Raw genomic sequence first — 21,984 nt, 5'->3', positions numbered from 1 at the left:
CGCCCGCCGCCGTCAGAGGTGCCCGCCCCCGGCGGCGGGCACCTCGAAGACCAGTTCCAGGCCGTCCTCCTCGTCCCACTGCTCGCCGACCGGCAGGAAGCCGAAGCGTTCGAGGGTGGCGAGGGAGCCGGTGTTGTCGGGGCGGACGGACGCGCGCACGGTCGTGACCGACGGCTCGGCCGCGGCACGCCGCAGCAGCCCGGCGACCATCGCCGTGGCGTAGCCCCGGCGGCGGAACGCGGGGGCGACCGAGTAGCCGATCTCGACCGTTCGCGCCTCGCCCGGCGGCCCGTGGAACCCGCAGTACCCGACGGCCGGGCCGCCGTCCACGGTCACCGCCTGCGGCAGGGCCCACCGGACGGCGGCCGGGTCGGCGGCGAACTGGCCGAGTCTGAACCGCCACACCCACTGCGCCTCGCGGGTCGTGAACCAGTCGGTCAGCGGGACGCCCGCCTCCTCGCTCGCGCGCGGGATGTCGCCGTCGAGCAGCGCCGTCAGCGCCTCCGCCGTCAGCGCCGTGAAACGCACCCGCTCGCCCGCGGGGCCTGTGGTCTCCGTCACCGTGCGGATGATCGCCCACCACCGCCCGGACGTCCAGCGTCCCGGGCCTCGTTCACGTGTGCGACAGTCGTGAACGCCGCGCCGCCCCCGGGCCCCGGACCCGCTGCCCGCGCCCGCCATCGGCCGGACGGCTGCGGGGAGTCGGTTCTTCGAAAGGGATGCCTGCCCAGAAGGCTGGGCAGCGCGCTGATCTGGACCTACATACCTGCGGCGGGGTTGACCTGAGCCTCTGAAACCGGGCAGCGCATTGAGCGCCTTCGTTTTCGAGTCGATCGAACATTCCGCTAGTGTCCAGTTTGTCGTCTGGACCCGGTGCTTTGCGTTGTTGGACACTCAGGTACATGTCTCAGGGATCGCACGACGCCGCTCACAGTGCGGTCGGTTACCAGCATCAGACGTGGTGGGCGCTGGTGGAACTGCTTCGCTCTGGCCCCGAGCGTCCGGACTCCTCGCTCACGCTGGAGATGTATGACGACATCGCCTGGGACGTGCTGGGGACCCCTTCAGAGTTGCTGCAGATCAAACACCACCGTGGAAGTGCTCGGCGGCTCACTGATCGGGCGGTGGATGTGTGGAAGACCATCCGGGTGTGGATGGACGAGTCTTCGCCCGGTGATGCCAGCGGCCCCTCTTTGATCCTGGTGACTACGCAGGTGGCGGCACCGGGAAGCGCTATGGCCTTTCTGCGGACTGAGGGCCGGGACGAGGCGTCCGCTCTGAGGATTTTGGAAGCGGTCGCGGACGAGGAGGGGGCGGGTGAAACGCGTGAGACGCGGCGCCGGTTCCTTGCGCTCGGCCCTTCGGTGCGGCGCACGTTCGTGCACCGCATTCGCGTGTCCGATGGCTCGCCGCATGCCGAGGAGGTACATGCCGTGGCCCGGACTGCTTTGCAGTGGACGCTACCCACCGGTCATGAGCAACTATTCATGGCCATGGTATGGAAGTGGTGGGATGGCCAAGCGCTGGCTCTCCTGCAGGGCCGCCTGACCAGCTTGGACGTGGGGTCGGCCCAGGCTGCGATCGCTGAGATCCGGGATCAGTTCACCAGCGAAAACCTGCCTACGCTGGTACAGCTTATGGACGTGAACGAGGACGAGGTTGGTGAGCAGCATCGCACCCGTCCGTTTGTGCAGCAGATGGAGTGGGTCGCCTACCCGCCCCGTAACCTGCAGAAAGCGATCGTTGACTACTACCGCGCCTATGCCCAGGCGACTCAGTGGGTGGACGAGGACCTTATCGGAATCGCGGAACTTGAACGCTTCGAAGCCGAGTTGGTCGACGAGTGGGAACGCGAGTTCGAGTGGATGATGGAGGGACTTGCGGAGAAAGTGGACGAAAAGGCCAGACAGGCAGCAGGCCGGAGTCTGCTACGCACTCTGCTTGGGCAGACAGGAATCACTGTTCGCTCCCGCTACAACGACCCGTTCTTCGCCCGCGGCCACCGCCATGCGTTGGCTGACGTTGGCAGGGTTGGATGGCATCCTGAATTCGAGGATCGAATCAAGCAACTACTGCAAGTGCATGCCTGAGTTGGGCATGCGGCCGATCAGGGGGAAGCGCGGATGACCGGATGGAGTGAGCGCCCCTCCGTCGTCGCGGCGATGCTGAATCCGGCATTGATCGCTGCGCTCCTGGCTACTACTGCCGAGGGACACGTCAAGGAGACCGGGCAGGGTGTGCCTGTGGTGCTGTCGTTCGTCGCCGCCCCGCTCGTGCTGCACCGGGGCACACGCGAAGCCCTTCCGGCGTCCACAGCGACGCACCTAGCCACCTGGGTGTCTCGGAACCCAGTGTTGCGAGCGGGGCTTCCACAACGTTCGGTTAGCCTCGTGGAACCGGTCCGGGCGGGCATTCGCTTCGGTCTGGCCTACGACGTGCTCATTATCGACGGGGGCCGCTTGTACGCCGTCCCGCGCAAGCGGCCGCGCGGAGTACACCCTCCGCCTCAGCTCAACGAGATCCTACGCAAGGGCAATCTTGTGGGCCGGTGGCTGGCGAAGACCGATAGTCCGGCAACTGTGCTTGCGCTGCTGGGCGTGGCACCCTGATCCAGTGCAGCTCCTCGCGATCATCCTCTATAACAACACCGGTGACCGGCGGATTTTGGAGTTCGAGCCCGGATCGCTGAACGTCGTCACTGGCGAGTCCAAGACTGGCAAGAGTGCCTTGCTGGACATCCTGGAGTACTGCCTCGGGCGTGACAGCCTTCAGATGCCAATTGGGCCGATCACTCAGACCGTTGCCTGGTACGCGGCGCTTCTCGACCTAGGCCACGGCCGGGCATTCGTTGCCCGTCCAGCCCCGCTCCCCGGCAGGAATTCGACGCAGCGCGCCATGCTACGGTTGGGAACCGACCTGGAGGCTCTGCAGTTTGCTGAACTGGAAGCCGACGTGGACTCTAACGCGGTACGCGAGCAGCTTGGGCGCAGGATCGGCATCGAGGAAAACCTTCACGAACCTCCGCCTGGGTCCGCCCGTCACCACGTCGAAGCCCATCTCGGTCACGCCGCGTTGCTCTGCCTGCAACGGCAAAGCGAGATCGACGACCCGAACTTCCTGTTCCACCGGCAGGGTGAGCAGGGCATGGCCCAGACCCTAAAGGGCACGATCCCATACTTCCTCGGCGCGGTCCCTCGTGACCAGGCTCTGCGACGTGCTCAACTTGTCGCGGCAAGACGCGATCTGAAGACAGCCGAGACCGCCTACCGCAGAGCCCAGGAGGCTGCCCAGCTTGCCGGAGCCGCCCTGTCAACGCTGTGGCAGGAAGCGTATGCACTCGGCATGGTGGCAACTCTCGAGGAGCCGGAACGTGCCGCGGCCGTCGCCGAACTTCAAGCGGCCATCGCCCCCGCGGAGTCCAGACCAGCTCCTGCGACCGACAGGCAGAGTGCCACACGCGCGGACCAGTTGGTCCAGGCGCGGGATACCCTGCGTCACCAGCTACGAGCTGTCGCGGCTGAGCGGGAACTGCTGCTACAGCAAGAATCGACTGAGGTCGGTTTCGAGGGCGCTGTGCGCACCCAGACCGCCAGGCTGAGCAGCCTGCAGCTACTGGGGCTCACGCCCGAGGGGAGCATCCCGCTTACGGCCTGTGCGCTATGCGGCAGTACCCTGACAGATCCCGATCCATCGGTTGCCGACCTGGACCAGCACCTTCGCCGACTAAGCGACCAGCTGAACGGCATTGAGGCGGCCCGCCCTGCCCGTCGCGCCGCGCTGACGGCTATAGACGAACGTTCCGATGGCCTTCGCGGGCAGTTGCGCACCGTCGAGGCCGCCCTGCGCCAGCTCTCTGCAGCGGCCTCCGCCGTGGAGCAACTGCCCCAAGGCGCGGCGCGCGATTTCATGCGTGGGCGCATCCACGCCACCCTTACGTCCCTGCCCGCTGCCTCGGATGCGGAGCTCCAGCGACTGGGCCAGCTGCAGGAGTTTGCTCAGGGGCGAGTCAGCGCTTTGGAAGCGGAACTCGACCCTGCGGAGGAACGTGAGCAGGTGACTTCCCGGCTGGTGGCGGTCGGCCAAGACATGACAACATGGGCGAACCGCCTTCAGCTTGAGCACGGTAGCAGCAGCGTGCGTTTGGATCTGAGCCGCCTTACCGTCGTCGCAGACACTGAGCAAGGTCCGGCCCCGCTCTTCCGTATCGGCAGCGGCGAGAACTGGGTCGGCTATCATCTCGTCGCCCACCTTGCGCTGCATCGTTATTTCGTTCGCCAAAATAGGCCCGTACCGCGGATCCTGATGCTCGACCAGCCCACACAGGCCTGGTATCGCTCCGAGGTCGACCAACGCTCCGGCGAACCTCGCAGCGACACCGACCGCGAAGCAGTGGGTCGGCTGTTTCGCCTTATCTACGACGTGGTGCACGAGCTCTCCCCCGACCTGCAGGTGATCATCTGCGACCACGCCAATCTCGCCGAAGACTGGTTCCAAGACTCGGTGGTCCACAACTGGCGCCATGGTGAGAAGCTCATTCCTCAGGAATGGATCGACGAGGCCACCCTGGGGCCGTCGGCGTCGTAACGACTGTTGCCCGGCTGGGCCGTGTCTCCCCGGAAGACACTGCGGAAAACGGACAACGGACGGAGGCGAGCGACTTCTTGACGGAACGGTGGTTCGCGTCCCTCTACCGGCTGCGCGGCGCAGGACGCGGCGGGGCCAGCCGGAGATCGGCTTGTTAGCCGGGTGTACCGGGGCTTGTCCCGCGATGGCCCGTAGCCACGGCGCATGTGCCGTCTGTACGCGGTGGGTCCGGGCAGGGCCGGGGCCCACGTTGTCGGGTGGCCGGGATGAATGCGAGCCTGCCGGGACGCTTGTGCGCTGCGAGCCGGTCCGGTGGGGTTACGTCGGAAGGAACCGAGTGAACCCCGCTCGCCGCAAAGCGGCTCCGCCGGGCGGAGGATGAGGTGGGCAGTGCGGCACGCCTGTGCCGTCCGTGGCCGACCGGCTCCGCCCGCCGTCGCTACGGTGCGGCGCCCGTGGGCGCGGCGTGGGCGTCGAGCAGTCCGTCCACCTGGCACGGGGACAGCGCGTGGTCGATCGCCAGCAGGCCCGCGCCCCGCGCCACCGCGTTCTCCCGGGTCCCGCTCGCCGCGATGCGCAGGTACTGCGTGGCCAGCGGATGCGACCGCTCGTACACCGCCTCCCGCACCCCCGCCAGCAGCTCGTGTGCCGACGACAGCGCCCCGCCGAACACGATCGCCTCCGGGTTGAAGAACGTGATCAGGCTCGACAGCACGTTCCCGATCCGCCGCCCCGCCTCCCGCACCATCGGCACCGCCGTACGGTCCCCGGCCGCCACGAGCCGCGCCACGTCCGCCGCCGTCGCGGCCGGCACGCCCGACGCCGTCAGCCGTCGCGCGAGCGCCGCGCCGCCCGCGAACGCCTCCAGGCAGCCCGTGTTGCCGCAACGGCACGGCGCGTCGTCCGCGCCCACCCGGATGTGACCGATGTCCCCGGCCGACCCCTGCGCCCCCCGGTGCAGCCGCCCGCCCGCCAGGACGCCGCTGCCGATGCCCGTGCCGACCTTCACGAACAGCAGATGCTGCACGTCGGGCAGCACCCAGTGCCGCTCGGCGAGCGCCATGACGTTCACGTCGTTGTCCACGAGCGCGCTCGCGCCGAGCCGCTCCGCCAGGTACTGGGGTATCGGGAAGAGATGCCAGCCCGGCATGATCGGGGGATCGACCGGACGCCCCGTCGCGAACTCCACAGGACCAGGCACCCCCGCCCCCACGGCCCGTACCGACGCGGCGGACCGTCCCGACTCCGCGAGCAGCGCGCGCGCCGTGCGCACCGTCGCCTCCAGGACGGCCTCGGGCCCGTCCGAGATCAGCAGCGGCTCCTCGCGGCTGACCACCTCCTGCCCGCCCACGTCGAGCAGCGCCACACGGCAGTGCGTCGCGCCCAGTCCGATCCCCACCACCAGCTGGTCGCGCGTCCGCAGCCGCAGCCGCCGCGGCAGCCGCCGCCCCGACGCCCCCACGTCCGGCGCCTCGTCGAGGAAGCCGTGCTCGATCAGCAGGTCCACCCGCTGCGAGACGGTCGAACGCGCGAGGCCGGTCAGCCGGGCGATGTCGGCGCGTGTCTCGGCGGCCCCGCGGGCCACGAGCGCGAGGACCCGGCCCGGCGAGGCGAGCGCGGGCAGCACCTGTCCCGCATCCGGTGCGGACGGTGTGAGCATGATGCCTCCAGCGGACGGACTTTTGCTTCCAACGGGACAAAGTGGCCGGGGTCGTCGGACCAACTTCCTTGATTCCGTTCGGTCTTACCCATGCTTTGAGTATTGACAGACCTTTCTGGCGCCCCGACATTGCCTGCATGCTGTCGATGCAGGGCATGACAAAAAAGTTCCTCGGCATACAAGTACTCCACGGCGTCTCCCTCGACCTGCGCGCGGGCGAGGTGCACGCCGTGGTCGGCGAGAACGGCGCGGGCAAGTCCACCCTCATGAAGCTGCTGAGCGGCGAGCACGTCCCGGACGGGGGACGGATCGAGATCGACGGGCAGCCCCGCTCGTTCACCCACCCCGCCCAGGCGCAGGCCGCCGGGGTCGGCATCATCCACCAGGAGCTGGCGCTCCTCCCCGACCGCACGGTCGCCGAGAACGTCTTCCTCGGCCGCGAACCCACCCGCAGGGGACTCGTGGACCGCGCCGCCATGGCGGCGCGCACCGCGCAGCTGCTGGCCGACCTCGACGCGGCCGACATCGGCCCGCACACCCCCGTCCGCGACCTGTCCGTGGCCCGGCAGCAGACCGTCGAGGTCGCCAAGGCGCTCGCCGCGGACGTCCGCATCCTCATCATGGACGAGCCCACCGCCGCGCTCGCCGAGCACGAGGTGGCGACCCTCTTCGCCCTGGTCAGGCGGCTGACCGCCCGCGGCCTCGGCATCCTCTACGTGTCGCACCGCATGCGCGAGATCTTCACCCTGTCGCAGCGCATCACCGTCCTCAAGGACGGCCGCCACGTCACCACCGTCGACACGGCCGGCACCACCGTGGACGAGATCGTCCGGTCCATGGTCGGCCGCGAGCTGAGCGCCTACTACCCGCCGCGCGCCGACACCGCCGCCCTGGGCGGGACGGTGCTCGCCGTCGACGACGCGGGCAACGACCGGCTGTCCGGCGTCTCGTTCGCCGTCCGCGCCGGGGAGATCCTCGGCGTCGGCGGCCTCCAGGGCTCGGGCCGCAGCGCGCTGGCCCGCGCCGTCTTCGGCGCCGCGCCGTTCACCCGGGGCACGATGACGCTCGGCGGGCGGCCGCTGCGCCCGCGCCGCCCCCGGGAGGCCATCCGCTCCGGCATCGCCCTGGTGACCGAGGACCGCAAGGCCGAGGGGCTCGCCCTGCGGCAGTCCGTCCAGGACAACGCGCTGCTCGTCACGCGGGCCGTGCCGCCGTCCGGCGCGGACCGCCCGCGCGGCGACGACGGCGTCACCCGCCTCCTCGACCGCGTACGCCTCACCTCGCGCGGCACCCGCCAGGAGGTCCGCTTCCTCTCCGGCGGCAACCAGCAGAAGGTCGTCATCGCCAAGTGGCTCGCCGTCCGCCCCCGCGTCCTGCTGTTCGACGAGCCGACGCGCGGCGTGGACGTCGGCGCCAAGGCCGCCATCCACACCCTGGTGCGCGAACTGGCCGCCGAGGGCATGGCGGTCGTCCTCATCTCGTCCGACCTGCCGGAGCTCATCGGCATGAGCGACCGCGTCCTCGTCATGGCCGACGGGCGCCCCGCGGGCGAACTCCCCGCGGGCCCCACCGAGGAGGACATCATGCGGCTCGCCACCTCGGCCGCGCCGCCCCGTGCCGCCTCGCCCCTCACCGGCTCCGCCGGGGAGGACGGTGCCGGCCGATGACCGCCACCTCGCCCTCCGAGGCGCCCCTCCCGGCGCTCGCCCGCCGCCCGGCCACGGGCGCGGGTACGTGGCGCCGCCGCCTCGCCGACCCCGCCGTGGGCATCTGGCTCGCCGCGCTCGGCGTCACCCTGCTCGGCTGGATCGTCGTCACCGCGCGCGGCGGCGAGTTCCTCACCCAGCCCAACATCACCGGCATCCTCCAGAACTGCGTCGCCCTCGGCCTGATCGCCCTCGGCCAGACGCTGGTGATCCTCACCGGATCGCTCGACCTGTCGGTGGCCTTCCTCGCCAGCCTCGGCACCCTCGTCGCCGCCGAGACCATGGCGGGGCAGGACGGCAACGTCCTCATCGCCGTCCTCGCCGTCCTCGCGCTGTGCACGGCCGTCGGCCTGGCCAACGGGCTGATCGTCACCGGCCTGAAGGTCAACGCGTTCATCGCCACCCTCGGCGTCGCCCTCATCCTGCGCGGCTGGATCGAGGACAACTACACGGGACCCGCCGGAGCGGTGCCCGCGACGTTCCGCCGCCTCGGCTACGACCGCGTCGGCCCCGTACCGCTCGCCGTACTCCTCCTCGCCGCCGTCGCGTTCGCCCTGTGGTTCGTCTGCCGCCGCACCCGCCTCGGCCACCACATGTACGCCACCGGCGGCGACGAGCACGCCGCACGCCTCTCCGGCGTCCGCACCCGCCGCACCGTCGTCGCCGCCCACGTCCTGTGCTCCCTGTGCGTGGGCATCGCCGCCCTGTTCCTCGCCGCGCGCTTCGGCGCGGGCTCGCCCTGGGCGGGCACCGAGGCGAGCTACGACCTGGAGTCCATCGCGGCCGTCGTCCTCGGCGGCACCATCCTCGCCGGGGGACGCGGCAGCGTCGTCGGCACGCTCGGCGGCGTCGTGGTCCTCGCCGTCCTCGACAGCGTCTTCAACCAGCTGGCCGTCGACCCCTTCTTCAAGAACGTCCTGCGCGGCGTCATCATCATCGCGGCCGTGGCCGTCTACACACGCCGCCGCCGCTCCGCGAGGAGGACCGCATGACCATCGCGCGCCCCATCCCCGCCGCCGCGCCAGGCCGCGCCCGCCTCACGCAGCTGCTCGGCACGGCCCTGCCCGTCTACGCCCTGCTCCTCGTCCTGCTCGCCGCCCTCGCCGTCACCGACCCGTCGTTCTACGAACCGGACCGGCTCCTCGCGTTCGTCCGCCGCGCAGCGCCCCTGGTGCTGCTGGCCGCCGGGCAGTACCTCGTCATCGTCAGCGGCCACTTCGACCTGTCGGTCGGCGCGGTCGTCACGACCGGGGTCGTGGTCGCCGCCGAGATCTACGACGCGTTCCCCGGCGCCCACTGGCTCGTCGTCACCGGCGCCCTGCTGCTCGCCGGGGCCGCCGTCGGCGCGGTGAACGGGCTGGTGACGACGGCCCTCGGCGTGCCGTCGTTCATCACCACGCTCGGCATGATGCTGATCCTCGAAGGCGGCGTCTTCTACTGGACCGGCGGCTCGCCCCGGGGCAGCCTGCCCGACGACTTCCGCGCCATCGGCCGCGAGGACGTCCTCGGCCTGCCCTGGGCGGTCGTCGTCTGCCTCGCGGCGGGCGTCGCCGTCGCCCTGCTGATGCGCGCCCGCTTCGGCCGCACCCTGATGGCCACCGGCGACAGCGAACGCGCCGCCGAACTGTCCGGCGTGCGCACGCACCGCGTCCGCGTCGCCGTCTTCGTCCTCTCCGGCGCCGTCGCCGCGCTGGCGGCCGTGCTCGTCGGCGGCTTCTCCGGCGTCTCCGCCCAGGCGGGCAGCGGCATGGAGTTCGAGGCGATCACCGCCGTCGTGCTCGGCGGCGTGCTGCTCGGCGGCGGCCGGGGGTCGGTCGTCGGCGCCATGGCCGGGGCGTTCGCCCTCACCGCGCTGTTCACCCTGCTCAACCTGCGAGGAGTGTCCGGCGCCCTGGAACCCACGGTCCAGGGCGTCATCGTCATCGCCGCCGTGGCGATCGGGGCCGCCGACTGGTCCCGCCTGCGCCGCCGTTCCACCACAACCGGAGGTCCCGCCGCATGACCGCACGCAGCACGCTCCGCACCGCCCGCTCCAGAACGGCCCGCCGCCCCGCGCTCGCGGCGACGGCGCTCCTGTCGGCCTTCCTGCTCGCCGCGTGCAGCAGCGACGTCCCGCAGGACACCCCCGGCGCACCCTCCGGCTCATCCGGCTCCGGCGACGCGCAGGAGACCGACGCGGCGGAGACCGAGTTCTTCGAGGAGGACGAGTACCAGCGGCAGCTCGCCCTCGCCCAGGAGACGCCCGAGGGCCCGGCCGACCGCCCCTGGGAGCAGATGCTCAGCCCGGAGCTGGTCAGCACCGAGGAGTACGCGGCGGACACAGCCGACGGCGTCCACCTCTGCTTCTCCAACGCGGGCGTGTTCAACCCCTGGCGCCAGGTCGGCCTGACGACCATGGAGGCCGAGGTCGCGCAGCACGAGGAGATCACCGACTTCACCGTGCTGGACGCCGAGGGCCAGGACGACAAGCAGATCTCCGACATCCAGGACCTCAGCAACCGCGACTGCGACCTGCTGATCGTCTCGCCCAACACGACGGCCACCCTCACCCCGGCCATCGAGGACGCCTGCACGCGGCTGCCGGTCGTCGTCTTCGACCGCGGCGTCACCACCGACTGCCCCGTCACCTTCATCCACCCGGTCGGCGGGTACGCGTACGGCGCGGCCGCCGCCGACTTCCTCGTGGACGAGGTCGAGCCGGGCGGCAGCGTGCTGGCCCTGCGCATCTCGCCCGGAGTGGACGTGCTCGAACACCGCTGGGCCGCCGCCGAACGCGCCCTGGAGGAGGGCGGACTCGACGTCGTGGGCGTCGAGTTCACCGAGGGCGACCCGGCCACCACCAAGTCCATCGTGACCGACGCGATCCAGCGCAACGGCGGCATCGACGGCGTGTGGATGGACTCAGGCGCCACCGCCGTCGCGGCCATCGAGGCGTTCGAGGACGCGGGCGAGGACGTCCCGCCCATCACCGGCGAGGACCAGCGTGACTTCCTGGAGGCCTGGCGGGACGGTGGCCTGACCGCGATCGCCCCCGGCTACCCGACGTTCCAGTGGCGCACCCCGGTCATCGCCGCGCTGCGCATCCTGGCGGGCGAGGAGGTGCCGTCCGAGTGGGTGCTGCCGCAGCCGGTCATCACCGAGGAGAACCGCGACGACTACCTCACCGGCGACATGCCGCCCCTGCACTACGGCCTGTGCGGCTGCGAGGACCTGCCGGGCTACCCGCAGGACTGGGGAGGCCAGTGATGACGACCTCCGACACCCCTCACACTTCCGACGCCCCCGGCTTCCCTATCGGCGCCAACCCCTGGATCTGGCACTCCCCGGTGGACGGCGCCGCCCTGGCGGAGACGGTGCCCCGGCTCGCCGCGTGGGGCTTCGACGCCGTCGAACTGCCCCTGGAGCAGGCCGACGACTGGGACCCGGCCGCCGTCGCCCTGCTGCTCGCCCGCCACGGCCTCACCGCGGCGGCCGTGATGGCCGTGATGCCGCCGGGACGCGACCTCGTCGCCACCGACGCGGCCACCGTCAAGCGCACCCAGGAGTACCTGCTGCGCTGCGTGGACTCCGCCGAGCGGGTGGGCGCCCCGGTGGTTGCCGGCCCGATGTACGCCGCCGTCGGCCGGACCTGGCGCATGACACCGGACGAACGGGCCGCCGCGCTCGCCGAGTGGCGCGACCGCCTGTCCCCGGTCGTGAACCACGCGCGCGCCGCCGGGATCACCCTCGGCGTCGAGCCGCTGAACCGGTACGAGACCAGCCTCCTCAACACCGTCGCGCAGACCCTGGAGGCCCTCGAAGGGCTTTCCGCCGACGCGGTCGGGCTGTGCCTGGACACGTACCACCAGAACATCGAGGAGACGGGCCTCGACACCGCCGTGGCACAGGCCGCCGGGCGCATCGCCCACGTACAGGTCTGCGCCAACGACCGGGGAACGCCGGGCCGGGACCACCTGGACTGGCCGGCGTTCCTCGGCGCCCTGCGCGCGGCGGGCCACACCGGCCCGCTGTGCATCGAGTCGTTCACCGCGCACAACGACAGCATCGCGGTGGCCGCCTCGGTCTGGCGTCCCCTGGCACCCCACCAGGACGCCATCGCGGTCGAGGGTCTGGCGTTCCTGCGCCGGGCCCTCGGCCGCCCGGCCCCCACCGAGGGGGCGATCCCCCACAGGTAACCATGTGACCGCGGCACCGGCCGCGGCAGGAGCGTGACATGTCCTTGTTCCGCACGTTATCGGGAGCCGCAGTCGTGCTGTCCACGCTGCTGCTCGGCACAACCCCCCTGGCACAGGCCGACGGACGGGAGGCGGCGGACAGCGCCGTCGTCCCGCTCGCGGTCGTCTGCAACACGTACTGCGACGCCCGCGACCCCTCGAACGCGGTGCAGGACCGCGTTCCCGTCAGCTCCACCGTGCACGGCCGCACCGTGCGCCTGCACATCGACGACACCTCGGCGATGGGCTGGGCGTCGATCGAGAATGGCGGCGCGGGCGACGAGGTCTGGCTCGACCGCTCGTTCGACGCGGGGAAGACGTGGGGCGACAACAGCAGGCTGGGCGCCACGACCACCCCGGCGGGATGGGGCGGCTGGCGCACCCAGATGTACAACGTGGACGACTGGGCCAACCAGGGCGTCGGCGCCCTGCGCGCCTGCGGCAAGGCGTCCGGCGCCCCGGAGATCACCTGCACGCCCTGGGCGCGCGACACGCGCAACGCGGGCAGCAGGAGCACGGCCGCCGCCACCGGCCTGATGGCCATGTACGACCGCAACACCGGGCTGTTCGAGGGCAACGGCTGGTGGACGTCGGCCAACGCGCTCACCGCCGTGATCGACAACATCCGCATCAGCGGCATGGGCAGCTACACCTACGCCATCGCCCGCACCTGGGAGCGCGCACGCGACGACCAGGGCGGCGACTTCCGCAACGACTACCTGGACGACACGGGCTGGTGGGGCCTCGCCTGGATCAAGGCGTACGACCTGACCGGCGACACCCGCTACCTCGACACGGCCAGGACCGACGCCGAGCACATGGCGCGCTACTGGACGAGCAAGTGCGGCGGCGGCGTCCAGTGGCGGCAGTCGGACGACTACAAGAACGCCATCACCAACGAGCTGTACCTCCACCTCAACGCCGCCCTGCACAACCGCATCCCGGGCGACACCGTGTACCTGCAGCGGGCCCAGCAGGAGTGGAACTGGTTCAGGAGCAGCGGGATGATCAACTCGTCCAACCTGATCAACGACGGGCTGAACGACAGCTGCGCCAACAACGGCCAGCCCACCTGGACGTACAACCAGGGCGTCATCCTCGGCGGCCTGGCCGAACTCCACCGCGCCACCGGCGACAACAGCCTGCTGACCGCCGCCCGCAACCTGGCCAACGCCTCCACCGGCTCGTCATCCCTCAACCCGGGCGGCATCCTGCGGGAGCCGGGCGAGTCGGACGGCTGCACCGGTGACGGCCCCTCGTTCAAGGGCGCCTACGCCCGCGGCCTCGGCGCCCTCAACGCGTACCTGTCCGACCACCCGTGGAACGCCTACCTCGACCGGCAGGCCGACGCCGCGTACGCCAACGCCCGCAACGAGCTGAACCTCTACAGCTCCCACTGGGCCGGCCCGCGCACCACCGTCGGCCACGGCTGCCAGCACAGCGCGCTCGACCTGCTCAACGCGGCCCAGCTGAGCTGATCCGCCGCCCGCACGCAAAGGGGCCCTGACCGGCCTTCCCGGCCGGTCAGGGCCCCTTCGTGCCGTCTTACACGGTGCGCCTGGTCATCCCGCTAGGCGGGCAGGGTCCACCGCTGGTTCGCGCCGCCGTTGCATGTCCAGATCGTCAGCCGCGTGCCCCCGGCGGTACTCGATCCGGGGATGTCGAGGCACTTGCCCGAACGCGGGTTGCGCAGGCTGCCGTTGGCCTGGTGCTGCCACGTCTGGGCGGCGGTGCCGTTGCACGTCCACAGCTGCACGACCGTGCCGTCCGCCGTGCCGCCGTTGCTGACGTCGAGGCACTTGCCCTGGACGCGCAGCGTGTCGTCCACCTCGCCGACGCTCCAGCGCTGGGCGCCGCTGCTGTTGCACGCCCACGTCTGGACCGGGTTGCCGTCCGCGGTGTTGCTCTGGCTGTTGTCCAGGCACAGGCCGCCGAGGCCGGTGATCTGGCCCGCGCGCTCACCGGGCCTGGCGTTCAGCGTGTACCACGCCTCGGTGCTCCACAGCGTCTCGCCCGACTGGGAGCTGAACGGCCGCGGCGACTGGACGTGCACGACGCGGTCGGTCTTCAGGCCGGGGATGGTGAGCGTGACCTGCGTGCGGTCCGCCGACAGCTGGGCGGACGAGACGGACAGCGTCTCCTCGTCCAGCTTCGGGCCGCCGTAGTCGGCCGTGGGCGCGTAACGCCACTGCTGCACGCGGTACTTGCTCGCCAGGGCGTCCGCCGTGGCCTGCGAGAGCGGCTGCGTGTAGGTGAGGACGAAGCCGTTGTTCGTCAGGCTCATGGACTTGATGTCGAACCCGTTGGTGCCGTTCGGCGTGAGCTTCTGGAGGCCGTAGCTGAGCTTGCCCTCCTGGCCCCAGTTGCCGCCCGCGCCGAGGCCGCCGGTGTAGATGGAGCCGTCCGGGCCGATGCTGACCCGGGTCACGCCCGCTTCGAGCCCCTGCGTGTGGCGGAAGACGGCGCCCTGGTACTCGCCGTCCACCTTCTCCAGGAACGCGCGCTGGAGGCCGCCGTACGTCACGTCGCCGATCAGCAGCTGCCCGGCGAACGGGCCCTGGGTGAGCGTGACGGGCGTGCTGGGCGAGTTGCCGATCTCGTTCTGCGGCAGCCACAGCACGGGCTTGCTGACGGCGCGGTTGTCGAACGGCCCGGCCGGGTTCATGTAGTGGTTGAAGAACCGGTCCTGCTTGACGTGCAGCAGCTTCGACGAGGGCAGCCAGCCGCCCTGGTTGTCGGTGACGAAGATCTCGTTCTCCGGGCCCCAGCCGATGCCGTGCGGCGTCCGCAGGCCACCGGCGACGTACGAGACCTGGCCGGTGTCCTTGTTGACGCTGATGGTGGTGCCGCGGTTGGGCGCGGGCTGCGGATTGGTCGTCGCGCCGCCGTAGTTGATGGAGACGGAGAGGTTCAGGTAGAAGTTGGGCGCCTGGTAGAGCAGGCCGAAGGCGAACTCGTGGAAGTTCCCGCCGTACGGCCACTGCGCGACCCGCCGGTACTGGTCGGTGACCCAGTCGCCGTTGGTGTCGTTCAGCTCGGTCAGCTGGTGCTTCTCCGAGACGTACAGCTTGCCGTCCACGTACTTGATGCCCATCGGCTCCCTGAGCCCCTGGGCGATGCGCCGGTACGTGACCTGGCTCGGGCTCGTCGCGCCGGTGACGCCGCTGAGCAGGTAGACCTCGCCCGTGACGTTGTCGGTGCCGCCCCAGGTGGTGATGGCGAGGCGGCCGTCGGGCAGCCAGTCCATCGCGCTGACCTGTGGCTCGAAACCGGCCGGACGCAGGTTCGTCAGCGTGTAGTTGGGGTGCACGCCGGTCAGCGGCAGGCCGTCGCCCGGCGCGTCGAAGCCGCTCTCGCACTCCTTGCGGCCCGGCGCCGTCACGCGCACGACGCCCGCGTCCGTGCTGAGCACGGAGTTGGGGACGAGGGTGAACGCGGTGGCGCCCGGCGGCCGCCACTGGAGGGTGAGCTGCTGGTCGGCGCCGCGCTCGAAGTAGTCGATGTGCAGGGCGTGGTAGCCGGAGGTGAGGGCGACCGAGCCGTCCTTCGGCGTCGCGGAGTGCAGCCCGTCGTGGTCGATGACCTCCTGGCCGTCGATGAGCAGCCGGGAGCCGTCGTCGCTGATCAGCCGGAACGTGTACGTGCCGGCCTGGGAGATGTTGATGTTGCCGATGACCTGGGAGACGAAGTTGTCGGTGCCGCCGAACTGGTCGGTCGTCGTCCAGTCGATCGTCGGCAGGAGCTTGTCGACGTTGGGGGTCTGTCCCGGTTTGAGGGGGCAGATCTCGTTGAGCGGGATGCCGACGTCGAAGGTGCGCAGGGTCACGCCCGGTTCCTGGGGCGGGACGTCGGCGGCGGTGGCGGTGCCGGGCGAGGCGAGGTTCGCGAAGAACAGCCCGCTGAGGAGCACACCCAGCGCACGTGCGCGCGTGCGCCGGTGCTTCCGTGTTCTCACATGTCCTCCTGACATGCCGAGGCGGAGCGAGGGGGTGGAACGGGGGTGGTGCGGGACGGGCGGGCCCGCGCACGTAAATGTCATGTACGCGTAAAGTGCCCGTGACGCACACGGTAGGGACTCGCGGTGGAGCCGTCCATGCCTTCTCCACGCCGGGAAAAACCGGTCCGGCGGCGCGGCGCGCACCGTCCGGGCAGCCCTCGGCGGGCCGTGCCGCCGGTCGGTTCGCGACCGGCGGCACGGCCCTGGGCCGTACGGTTCACCTGCGGTGGTGCCGTTCAGCCGGTACGGATCACACCGGCGTACGGCGGAACTGCTGGTTCGTGCCCGTCCCGCAGGTCCACTGGATCAGGCGTGCCTGGTCCGCCGTCGAAGCGGCCTCCACGTCCAGGCACTTGCCGCTGTGCTGGGCGGCGATCCGGACGAAGCCCGAACCGGCGTCCGTGAACTGCCACCGCTGGCTCGTCGCGCTGCCGCAGGCGGTCTGCACGACGGCGGCGCCGTTCGCGGCGGACCCGTCGGCCACCGCCAGGCACAGCGAGCTGTTCCGGTTCACCAGCTGGACCCGGCCGCTGCCCGCGTCACGTGCCGTGAACTGCTGGTTGGTCCCGCCGTTGCAGGCGTACTGGGTCGCGCCCGTCCCCGGTGTCGTGGAGAACCCGGGGATGTCCACGCACTTGCTGGAGTGCCGGGCGCTGAGCGTCTCGTACCCGCTCGGCGCGCCGAACTGGATGGCGTCCACGTCGAAGGAGTTGTCCGACGTGGTGGTGAACACCAGGTGCAGCCGGTGCGTGCCGCTGAGCGCCGCGACCGGAACGGACGGCGTGGACTGGTACGTGTCCCAGCCGCCCGTGCTGGTGACCGGCGTCGTCGCCAGCAGCGTGCCGGTCGGGGAGTCGGCGCGCAGCTGGATGGAACCGCCGCCGGACGGCGAGGAGAAGCGGTACGACACCGAGTTGACGCCCTCGACGCTCATCGTGTCGAAGGCGATCCAGTCGCCGTTGCTGATGTCGCCGATCCGCTGCCCGTTCTCCGCCCCCGCCTGGGAGACGATCCGCGTCCCGGCCTGGGCGTGGTAGTACTCGGCCTGCTTGTGGCGCGGCTGGAGGACGGCGCGGCCGTAGCCGGTCAGGGCGCCGGTGCCGGTGGCGCCGCGGTCGGTGTAGCGGGCGTTGAGGACGTACCAGAGGTCGGCGCCCTCCGGGTGCCCGCCGAGGTTGGAGGTGTCCAGGGTCCCCTGGCAGCCCCTGAGGTCGGTGGTGGGATGCTCGTGGTCGTCGTGGCCGAGGGCCGGGTTGACGATCACGTTGTTGCAGTCGATGGTGCCGTCCTCGGGGTCGGTGACCGTCACCCGGTACGGGATCTGGTCGCCGAACTCGATGAGTCTGCCGTTCACCGGGAAGTCGATCCGCACGGTCGGCGCCGTGTTCCCCACGTTGATGGGGATGTTGCCGTACCCGGCGTTGCCGTCGGAGTCGGTGACCCGCAGCTGCGCTGTGTACTCGCCGACCGTCCGGTAGACGTACGACGGGTTCTGCGCCGAGGAGTCGAACGTGCCGTTGCCGTCGAAGTCCCACGCGTAGGTGAGCGCCCCGCCGTCCGGGTCGCGGGTGCCCTGGCTGGAGAACTGCACGGTCAGCGGCGCCGGCCCGTTGGTGACCGACGCGCTCGCCTCGACCACGGGGGCGCGGCCGCCCTGGACGTAGTCGATGCGGTACAGGCCCGAGTCGTTGTTGCCGCCGCCGAAGGCGCTGCCCCATTCGAGGACGTACAGCGAGCCGTCCGGGCCGAACGTCATGTCCATCGGCTTGATGAAGTCGATGTCCGGCAGGAAGTCGTTGATCTTGAGGACCTCGTCGTCCTCGTCGAGCTGGATCTCCTTCACCCAGTTGCGCGCCCACTCGTAGAAGAAGCTGGCGCCGTCGAAGTACTCGGGGAACTTGGTGGGGGACGGGTTGTCCGGGTCGTAGTTGTAGACCGGGCCGCTCATGGGCGCGGAGCCGCCCTCGCCGACCTCGGGGAAGTCGGCGGACGCGCCGTAGCCGTACCAGACGTCGGGCATCTGCACGGGCGGCAGGTTCCGCAGGCCGGTGTTGTTGGGCGAGGCGTTGACGGGGCTGGCGCAGTTGAACTTCGCGCCGACCACGCCGGTGTCCGGGTTGTAGGGCGCGTACGGCTGGTTGTTGCCGTGGCAGAAGGGCCAGCCGAAGTTGCCCGGCTGCTTGATGATGTTGTACTCCACCAGGCCCTCGGGACCCCGGTTGGTGGTGGGGCCGCCGCGGTCGGGACCGTAGTCGCTGACGTGGACGTAGCCCGTCTCCTGGTCCACGGTGAAGCGGAACGGGTTGCGGAAGCCCATCGCGTAGATCTCCGGGCGGGTGCTGGCCGTGCCCTGCGCGAAGAGGTTGCCGCTGGGGATGGTGTAACCGCCGTCGTTCGTCGGCCTGATGCGCAGGATCTTGCCGCGCAGGTCGTTCGTGTTGCCCGCCGTACGGGCCGCGTCGAGGCGCTCCTGCCCGGCGCGCCAGTCGAGCGGGGCGTAACCCTGCCAGTGCGTCGACAGGTTGGGCGCCACGTCGTCGCCGGTGCTCAGGTAGAGCGTCCCGTCGGGGCCGAAGTCGAGGCTGCCGCCCGTGTGTCCCGGCTCGGGGTACGAGCGGTCGCGGTAGGCGGGGACCTCCAGCAGGACTTCCTCGCTCGACAGGTTGAGGGTGTTGCCCTGCACGGTGAATCTGGACAATCGGTTGACGTCCTGCGTACTGGTCGCCGGTGAATGGTACAGATAGATCCAGTTGTTCGTCGCGAAGTTCGGATCGAGGGCGAGGCCCACGAGTCCGTCCTCGCCGCCGGTGTAGACGTTCAGCGTCCCGGCCGTGACGGTCGAGTGGCTGTCGGGGTCGTAGACGCGCAACTGGCCGCCGCGCTGGGCGTAGAAGACGCGGCCGTCCGGCGCGACGTCGAGTTCCATGGGGTCGGCGGTGTTGTCGTCGAGCGCGACCTTCTCGTAGCTGCTCCACACCGTGCCGCCGCAGTCGCCCGGCTCCACACCGGCCGCCCACTTCACGCCGCCGACGAGGTGGTCGCGGAACGCCGCCTCGTCGTAGGCGGCCGCCTCGTGGCCCATCGCGGTGGCCCACACGAGGCCGCCCTCGGCCTCGCGGCACCAGGAGATCGGGTGGTCGGCGCCCATGGCCGAGCCGCCCGGGTTGTAGGTGGTCTCGTCGGCGGTGACGAGGACGTGCACGTCGCCGCGCGGGTTGGGCGAGAAGTTGTACCACTCCTCGGCCCGCTCCCACCGTTCGGGCAGGGTGCGGGTGGAAGGGTGCGCGCGGTCGGCGACGTGGGCCGTGCCCTGGAGGGTGCCGGGGGAGTGGGCCGGCATGTGGGCGCCGCCGTTGATCAGGTCGTCCCACCAGGGGAACTGCTGCTCGATGCCCATGTCCAGGGTGTTGTGGACGGCGACCACCCCGCCGCCGCCGTTCACGTAGTTCTGCATGGCGGTGCGCTGGGCCGCGGTGTCCCAGACCATGCCGGAGTTCTGGAGCATGATGACGACGTCGAACTCCGCGAGGTCCGCGGCGTTGAAGATCGCGGGGTCGGCGGTCTCGTGGATCATGAAGTTGTTCTCGGCCGCCTCCTCCTCGAACATCTCGATGCCCGCGGGGATGGAGCCGTGGACGTAGTCGGCCGCCCTGGTGAACAGCAGGGCGTGGAACTCGGGGGCGGCGCTCTCGGCCGCGGACGCGGAGGCGGCGGGCAGCGCGCCGAGGGCGAGCAGGGGAGCGGTGAGCAGGGCGGTGACCGCCGTCAGGCGACGGCGGCCCGGGGGTCTTCTCATGGGTTCCTCTCCGATGGTCGTGTTCGGACGGAACGGGATCGGGACGCGCCGTGCCTCGGAGGGAGCCGCCGGGCGGCGGCCGGGTGGTGAGCAAAGCCGTGCGGACCTGACGGTTCATGCGCTGTCATGTACCTGTACGGTTCGTCGTCTGCACTGTCGGAGCAGAAGTTCCGCTCGTCAAGGGACAAAGTAAGGACTTCTTCGAACGGAAAATGGCGCGCTCTGCGTGACGCACGACGAACTTTGACTTCTCACCGCACGGTCACCCCTGGCCCGCCACCGCCCCTTCCCCGGTCAGCGGCGCACCCCACGGCACTCCCGCCACTCCCGGCGCGGGCACCCGTCCGGCCCCGCCGCGCGATGTCCTTTCGCGCGCAGCGCTCCGAGCGGCATCCTTGCGATCACCCTCCAGGAGGCGCCCGCACGATCCCTTGCGCCGACGAGACCGCCACGTCTCCCCGCCGCCGGTGCCGACCCCGAGGAGCGGCCGATGAGCGGGTCGGCCAAGCCGGCCGCGGCCACAGCAGCGGCCGCACCGGCGAGATCGCCCGCAGGCGCTTCCCCGGCCCGACCCGGGCCGGTTGGCCGGTGCGCCCTATCGGGCAGCGCCCCCGCGTCGCGCATCTCCCCCTGCTCCTCGTCCGCCGCGATCGGCATACCGCGTACGCCCATCCGAAGTACTGCCTGCCGACAGGGACTTCCTAGACTCAGGCCCATGCACCGGCGCAGCCTCGCCCAAGTGACCCATTCCGTGGCCTCCTGCCCGGACGGCTGGCTGGTCGCCGGAGACGGCTGGCGTGCCGTCGGACTGTCCTTGCTGCGCCTCGGCTGCGACTGGCCCGCTCTCCGGGAGCTCGCGGCAGCGGCGTCACCGCCACCGCACGCCGAGGACGACGCGGTCGCCCGCCTCGCCCTCCAGGCCCGCGAGGAGATGGGCGAACTGCCCGCGCTGCTGTTCTGGGACACCGTCTGCGGGCTCGTCGCCCGCTCCTGGCGCCTCGGCGCGTACGACGCCGTCGACGCGCTGTACAGCCTGGACGCACTGTGGTTCACGGCCCGCGACGTCGACACGACCCCGTGCACGGGCCTTCGGCTCATAGGGGAAGGCGTGGGGCTCAAGGCGGGCCTCGACCACACCGACGTCACCCGCGAGGCCAGCACGCTGCTGACCGAGGCGGACCGGCTCATCCCCGCCGACGTGCGTGACGCGCAGCTCTGCGCCGCTCTCCTGGAAACCCTGCGATGACAACGCCTGGTCCGGCGCCGAGGCCCGGCACGGCCAACCCACGACCAGGCACCTCCCACCGGGCGCTCCAAGGGGCGGCCGCCATCGCGTCGTTCCGGCGCTGTCCGATGATGGAGGCAAGGCGGAACGCCCGGCATCCGCACCGCCCGGCCGTTCCCTCCGCCTGACACGCTGCCACGTCCCGTACGCCGGTGAGGGGCAGCCCGGCCCCACCCCGTGAAGGACGCCGCCACGCCGCCCTGTCGGCCGGGCGTCGGCCCGCGTCGGAACGGTGCCGCCGATCGCGCACATACGGGAGCGTACGGGGTATCCGGTGGAGATCCGAACGACGGGTTCGAGACGAGGAGTTGGTCATGGTGGAGCTGGCAAGGAGCGGATCGTGGGTGCCGGACGGCTGGTGGCCGTGGCTGCTCGCGGCGGCAGCCGTCCTGGTCGTGGCGGGTGTCCTCATCGGCCGCAGAGAACGTGCCAAGAGATGGGCGGCGGTCGAGTCCGGCCGTATGTCGCGCGAGGAGTACGACGAGCTCGAAAGCCGCGACCGCAGCTCCCAGCGCAGCAGGATCCGCGTCCAGGCGGGCAGGAGCATCGGCGCCACGGCCGTGGTGCTGGTGCTGGGCATCTTCATGCTGGTGACCGGCGAACTGGCCGTGGGGCTCATCTGCCTGGGCGTCGGTGCCGCCTTCGCCCTCTTCTGGACCTTCATGATCCCGGTCCTCCGCCGCCAGCAGAAGTTCTGACCCACCGCGCTCCGCCGCCGTATCACCGGCTCCCCGCCCGGCTC

15 protein-coding genes are annotated in these 21,984 nt (G+C 70.9%); 11 read left to right on the top strand and 4 right to left on the bottom strand.

Features of this window, described 5'->3' with window-relative positions; translation table 11 throughout:
• Window positions 1-12 precede the first annotated feature (12 nt).
• Window positions 13-561 (bottom strand): GNAT family N-acetyltransferase, encoded by a 549-nt coding sequence (locus ACIBPC_RS13710; protein ID WP_398843932.1) that lies wholly within the window; start codon window positions 559-561, stop codon window positions 13-15.
• Between the two features lie 341 nt (window positions 562-902).
• Between ACIBPC_RS13710 and ACIBPC_RS13705 the strand changes: the two genes are divergently transcribed.
• Genes ACIBPC_RS13705 through ACIBPC_RS13695 form a run of 3 tightly spaced genes read left to right on the top strand, consistent with a single transcriptional unit; the run spans window position 903 to window position 4,584 of the window.
• Window positions 903-2,090 carry an ABC-three component system protein gene (locus ACIBPC_RS13705; protein WP_398843930.1) on the top strand — a complete coding sequence of 396 codons (1,188 nt, stop codon included), beginning with the start codon at window positions 903-905 and terminating at the stop codon, window positions 2,088-2,090.
• A gap of 33 nt (window positions 2,091-2,123) precedes the next feature.
• Complete coding sequence (locus ACIBPC_RS13700) at window positions 2,124-2,609, top strand: three component ABC system middle component (protein WP_398843928.1); 486 nt, start codon at window positions 2,124-2,126, stop codon at window positions 2,607-2,609.
• A 4-nt stretch (window positions 2,610-2,613) separates the two neighbouring features.
• Window positions 2,614-4,584 carry a DUF3732 domain-containing protein gene (locus tag ACIBPC_RS13695; RefSeq protein WP_398843924.1) on the top strand — a complete coding sequence of 657 codons (1,971 nt, stop codon included), beginning with the start codon at window positions 2,614-2,616 and terminating at the stop codon, window positions 4,582-4,584.
• Between the two features lie 439 nt (window positions 4,585-5,023).
• On the opposite strand, the gene ACIBPC_RS13690 is transcribed toward ACIBPC_RS13695, so the two are convergent.
• A complete protein-coding gene (locus tag ACIBPC_RS13690; protein WP_398843921.1) occupies window positions 5,024-6,244 on the bottom strand; it encodes an ROK family transcriptional regulator in 1,221 nt (406 codons plus the stop codon).
• Between the two features lie 137 nt (window positions 6,245-6,381).
• Between ACIBPC_RS13690 and ACIBPC_RS13685 the strand changes: the two genes are divergently transcribed.
• Genes ACIBPC_RS13685 through ACIBPC_RS13660 form a run of 6 tightly spaced genes read left to right on the top strand, consistent with a single transcriptional unit; the run spans window position 6,382 to window position 13,642 of the window.
• The gene (locus tag ACIBPC_RS13685; RefSeq protein ID WP_398843919.1) at window positions 6,382-7,911 is read left to right on the top strand and encodes a sugar ABC transporter ATP-binding protein; all 1,530 of its coding nucleotides are present in this window, start codon (window positions 6,382-6,384) and stop codon (window positions 7,909-7,911) included.
• A complete protein-coding gene (locus tag ACIBPC_RS13680; protein ID WP_398843916.1) occupies window positions 7,908-8,942 on the top strand; it encodes an ABC transporter permease in 1,035 nt (344 codons plus the stop codon). The genes ACIBPC_RS13685 and ACIBPC_RS13680 overlap by 4 nt, the downstream gene beginning before the upstream one ends.
• Complete coding sequence (locus ACIBPC_RS13675) at window positions 8,939-9,952, top strand: ABC transporter permease (RefSeq protein WP_398843914.1); 1,014 nt, start codon at window positions 8,939-8,941, stop codon at window positions 9,950-9,952. Before ACIBPC_RS13680 ends, ACIBPC_RS13675 begins: the two co-directional genes overlap by 4 nt.
• Window positions 9,949-11,196 carry a substrate-binding domain-containing protein gene (locus ACIBPC_RS13670; RefSeq protein WP_398843911.1) on the top strand — a complete coding sequence of 416 codons (1,248 nt, stop codon included), beginning with the start codon at window positions 9,949-9,951 and terminating at the stop codon, window positions 11,194-11,196. Before ACIBPC_RS13675 ends, ACIBPC_RS13670 begins: the two co-directional genes overlap by 4 nt.
• The gene (locus ACIBPC_RS13665; RefSeq protein ID WP_398843908.1) at window positions 11,196-12,125 is read left to right on the top strand and encodes a sugar phosphate isomerase/epimerase family protein; all 930 of its coding nucleotides are present in this window, start codon (window positions 11,196-11,198) and stop codon (window positions 12,123-12,125) included. Before ACIBPC_RS13670 ends, ACIBPC_RS13665 begins: the two co-directional genes overlap by 1 nt.
• A gap of 38 nt (window positions 12,126-12,163) precedes the next feature.
• A complete protein-coding gene (locus tag ACIBPC_RS13660; protein WP_398843906.1) occupies window positions 12,164-13,642 on the top strand; it encodes a glycoside hydrolase family 76 protein in 1,479 nt (492 codons plus the stop codon).
• 92 nt (window positions 13,643-13,734) lie between these two features.
• Here ACIBPC_RS13660 and ACIBPC_RS13655 read toward each other — a convergent pair whose 3' ends face one another.
• Together ACIBPC_RS13655 and ACIBPC_RS13650 are read right to left on the bottom strand one after the other, a co-directional pair.
• Window positions 13,735-16,119, bottom strand: a complete 2,385-nt coding sequence (locus ACIBPC_RS13655) for a ricin-type beta-trefoil lectin domain protein (protein ID WP_398843904.1) — start codon at window positions 16,117-16,119, stop codon at window positions 13,735-13,737.
• Window positions 16,120-16,411: 292 nt separating this feature from the next.
• Complete coding sequence (locus ACIBPC_RS13650) at window positions 16,412-19,957, bottom strand: ThuA domain-containing protein (protein ID WP_398843901.1); 3,546 nt, start codon at window positions 19,955-19,957, stop codon at window positions 16,412-16,414.
• Window positions 19,958-20,672: 715 nt separating this feature from the next.
• Between ACIBPC_RS13650 and ACIBPC_RS13645 the strand changes: the two genes are divergently transcribed.
• Both ACIBPC_RS13645 and ACIBPC_RS13640 read left to right on the top strand, forming a co-directional pair.
• Window positions 20,673-21,203 carry a hypothetical protein gene (locus tag ACIBPC_RS13645; protein WP_362967974.1) on the top strand — a complete coding sequence of 177 codons (531 nt, stop codon included), beginning with the start codon at window positions 20,673-20,675 and terminating at the stop codon, window positions 21,201-21,203.
• 353 nt (window positions 21,204-21,556) lie between these two features.
• A complete protein-coding gene (locus ACIBPC_RS13640; protein ID WP_362967975.1) occupies window positions 21,557-21,940 on the top strand; it encodes a hypothetical protein in 384 nt (127 codons plus the stop codon).
• Window positions 21,941-21,984 lie beyond the last annotated feature (44 nt).

Origin of the sequence: Streptomyces sp. NPDC049879, from assembly GCF_044461265.1 — a bacterium.
Classification (GTDB): Bacteria; Actinomycetota; Actinomycetes; order Streptomycetales; family Streptomycetaceae; genus Streptomyces.
Note: the sequence above shows the minus strand (reverse complement) of the source record. Positions and strands in the feature narration are given on the sequence as shown.

Bases quoted from the DNA above. Each gene is read 5' to 3' on its own strand.
- ACIBPC_RS13665 (WP_398843908.1), top strand. From the start codon at position 11,196: ATGACGACCTCCGACACCCCTCACACTTCCGACGCCCCCGGCTTCCCT.
- ACIBPC_RS13640 (WP_362967975.1), top strand. From the start codon at position 21,557: ATGGTGGAGCTGGCAAGGAGCGGATCGTGGGTGCCGGACGGCTGGTGG.
- ACIBPC_RS13645 (WP_362967974.1), top strand. From the start codon at position 20,673: ATGCACCGGCGCAGCCTCGCCCAAGTGACCCATTCCGTGGCCTCCTGC.
- ACIBPC_RS13670 (WP_398843911.1), top strand. From the start codon at position 9,949: ATGACCGCACGCAGCACGCTCCGCACCGCCCGCTCCAGAACGGCCCGC.
- ACIBPC_RS13650 (WP_398843901.1), bottom strand. From the start codon at position 19,957: ATGAGAAGACCCCCGGGCCGCCGTCGCCTGACGGCGGTCACCGCCCTG.
- ACIBPC_RS13680 (WP_398843916.1), top strand. From the start codon at position 7,908: ATGACCGCCACCTCGCCCTCCGAGGCGCCCCTCCCGGCGCTCGCCCGC.
- ACIBPC_RS13700 (WP_398843928.1), top strand. From the start codon at position 2,124: ATGACCGGATGGAGTGAGCGCCCCTCCGTCGTCGCGGCGATGCTGAAT.
- ACIBPC_RS13690 (WP_398843921.1), bottom strand. From the start codon at position 6,244: ATGCTCACACCGTCCGCACCGGATGCGGGACAGGTGCTGCCCGCGCTC.
- ACIBPC_RS13675 (WP_398843914.1), top strand. From the start codon at position 8,939: ATGACCATCGCGCGCCCCATCCCCGCCGCCGCGCCAGGCCGCGCCCGC.
- ACIBPC_RS13705 (WP_398843930.1), top strand. From the start codon at position 903: ATGTCTCAGGGATCGCACGACGCCGCTCACAGTGCGGTCGGTTACCAG.
- ACIBPC_RS13685 (WP_398843919.1), top strand. From the start codon at position 6,382: ATGCTGTCGATGCAGGGCATGACAAAAAAGTTCCTCGGCATACAAGTA.
- ACIBPC_RS13660 (WP_398843906.1), top strand. From the start codon at position 12,164: ATGTCCTTGTTCCGCACGTTATCGGGAGCCGCAGTCGTGCTGTCCACG.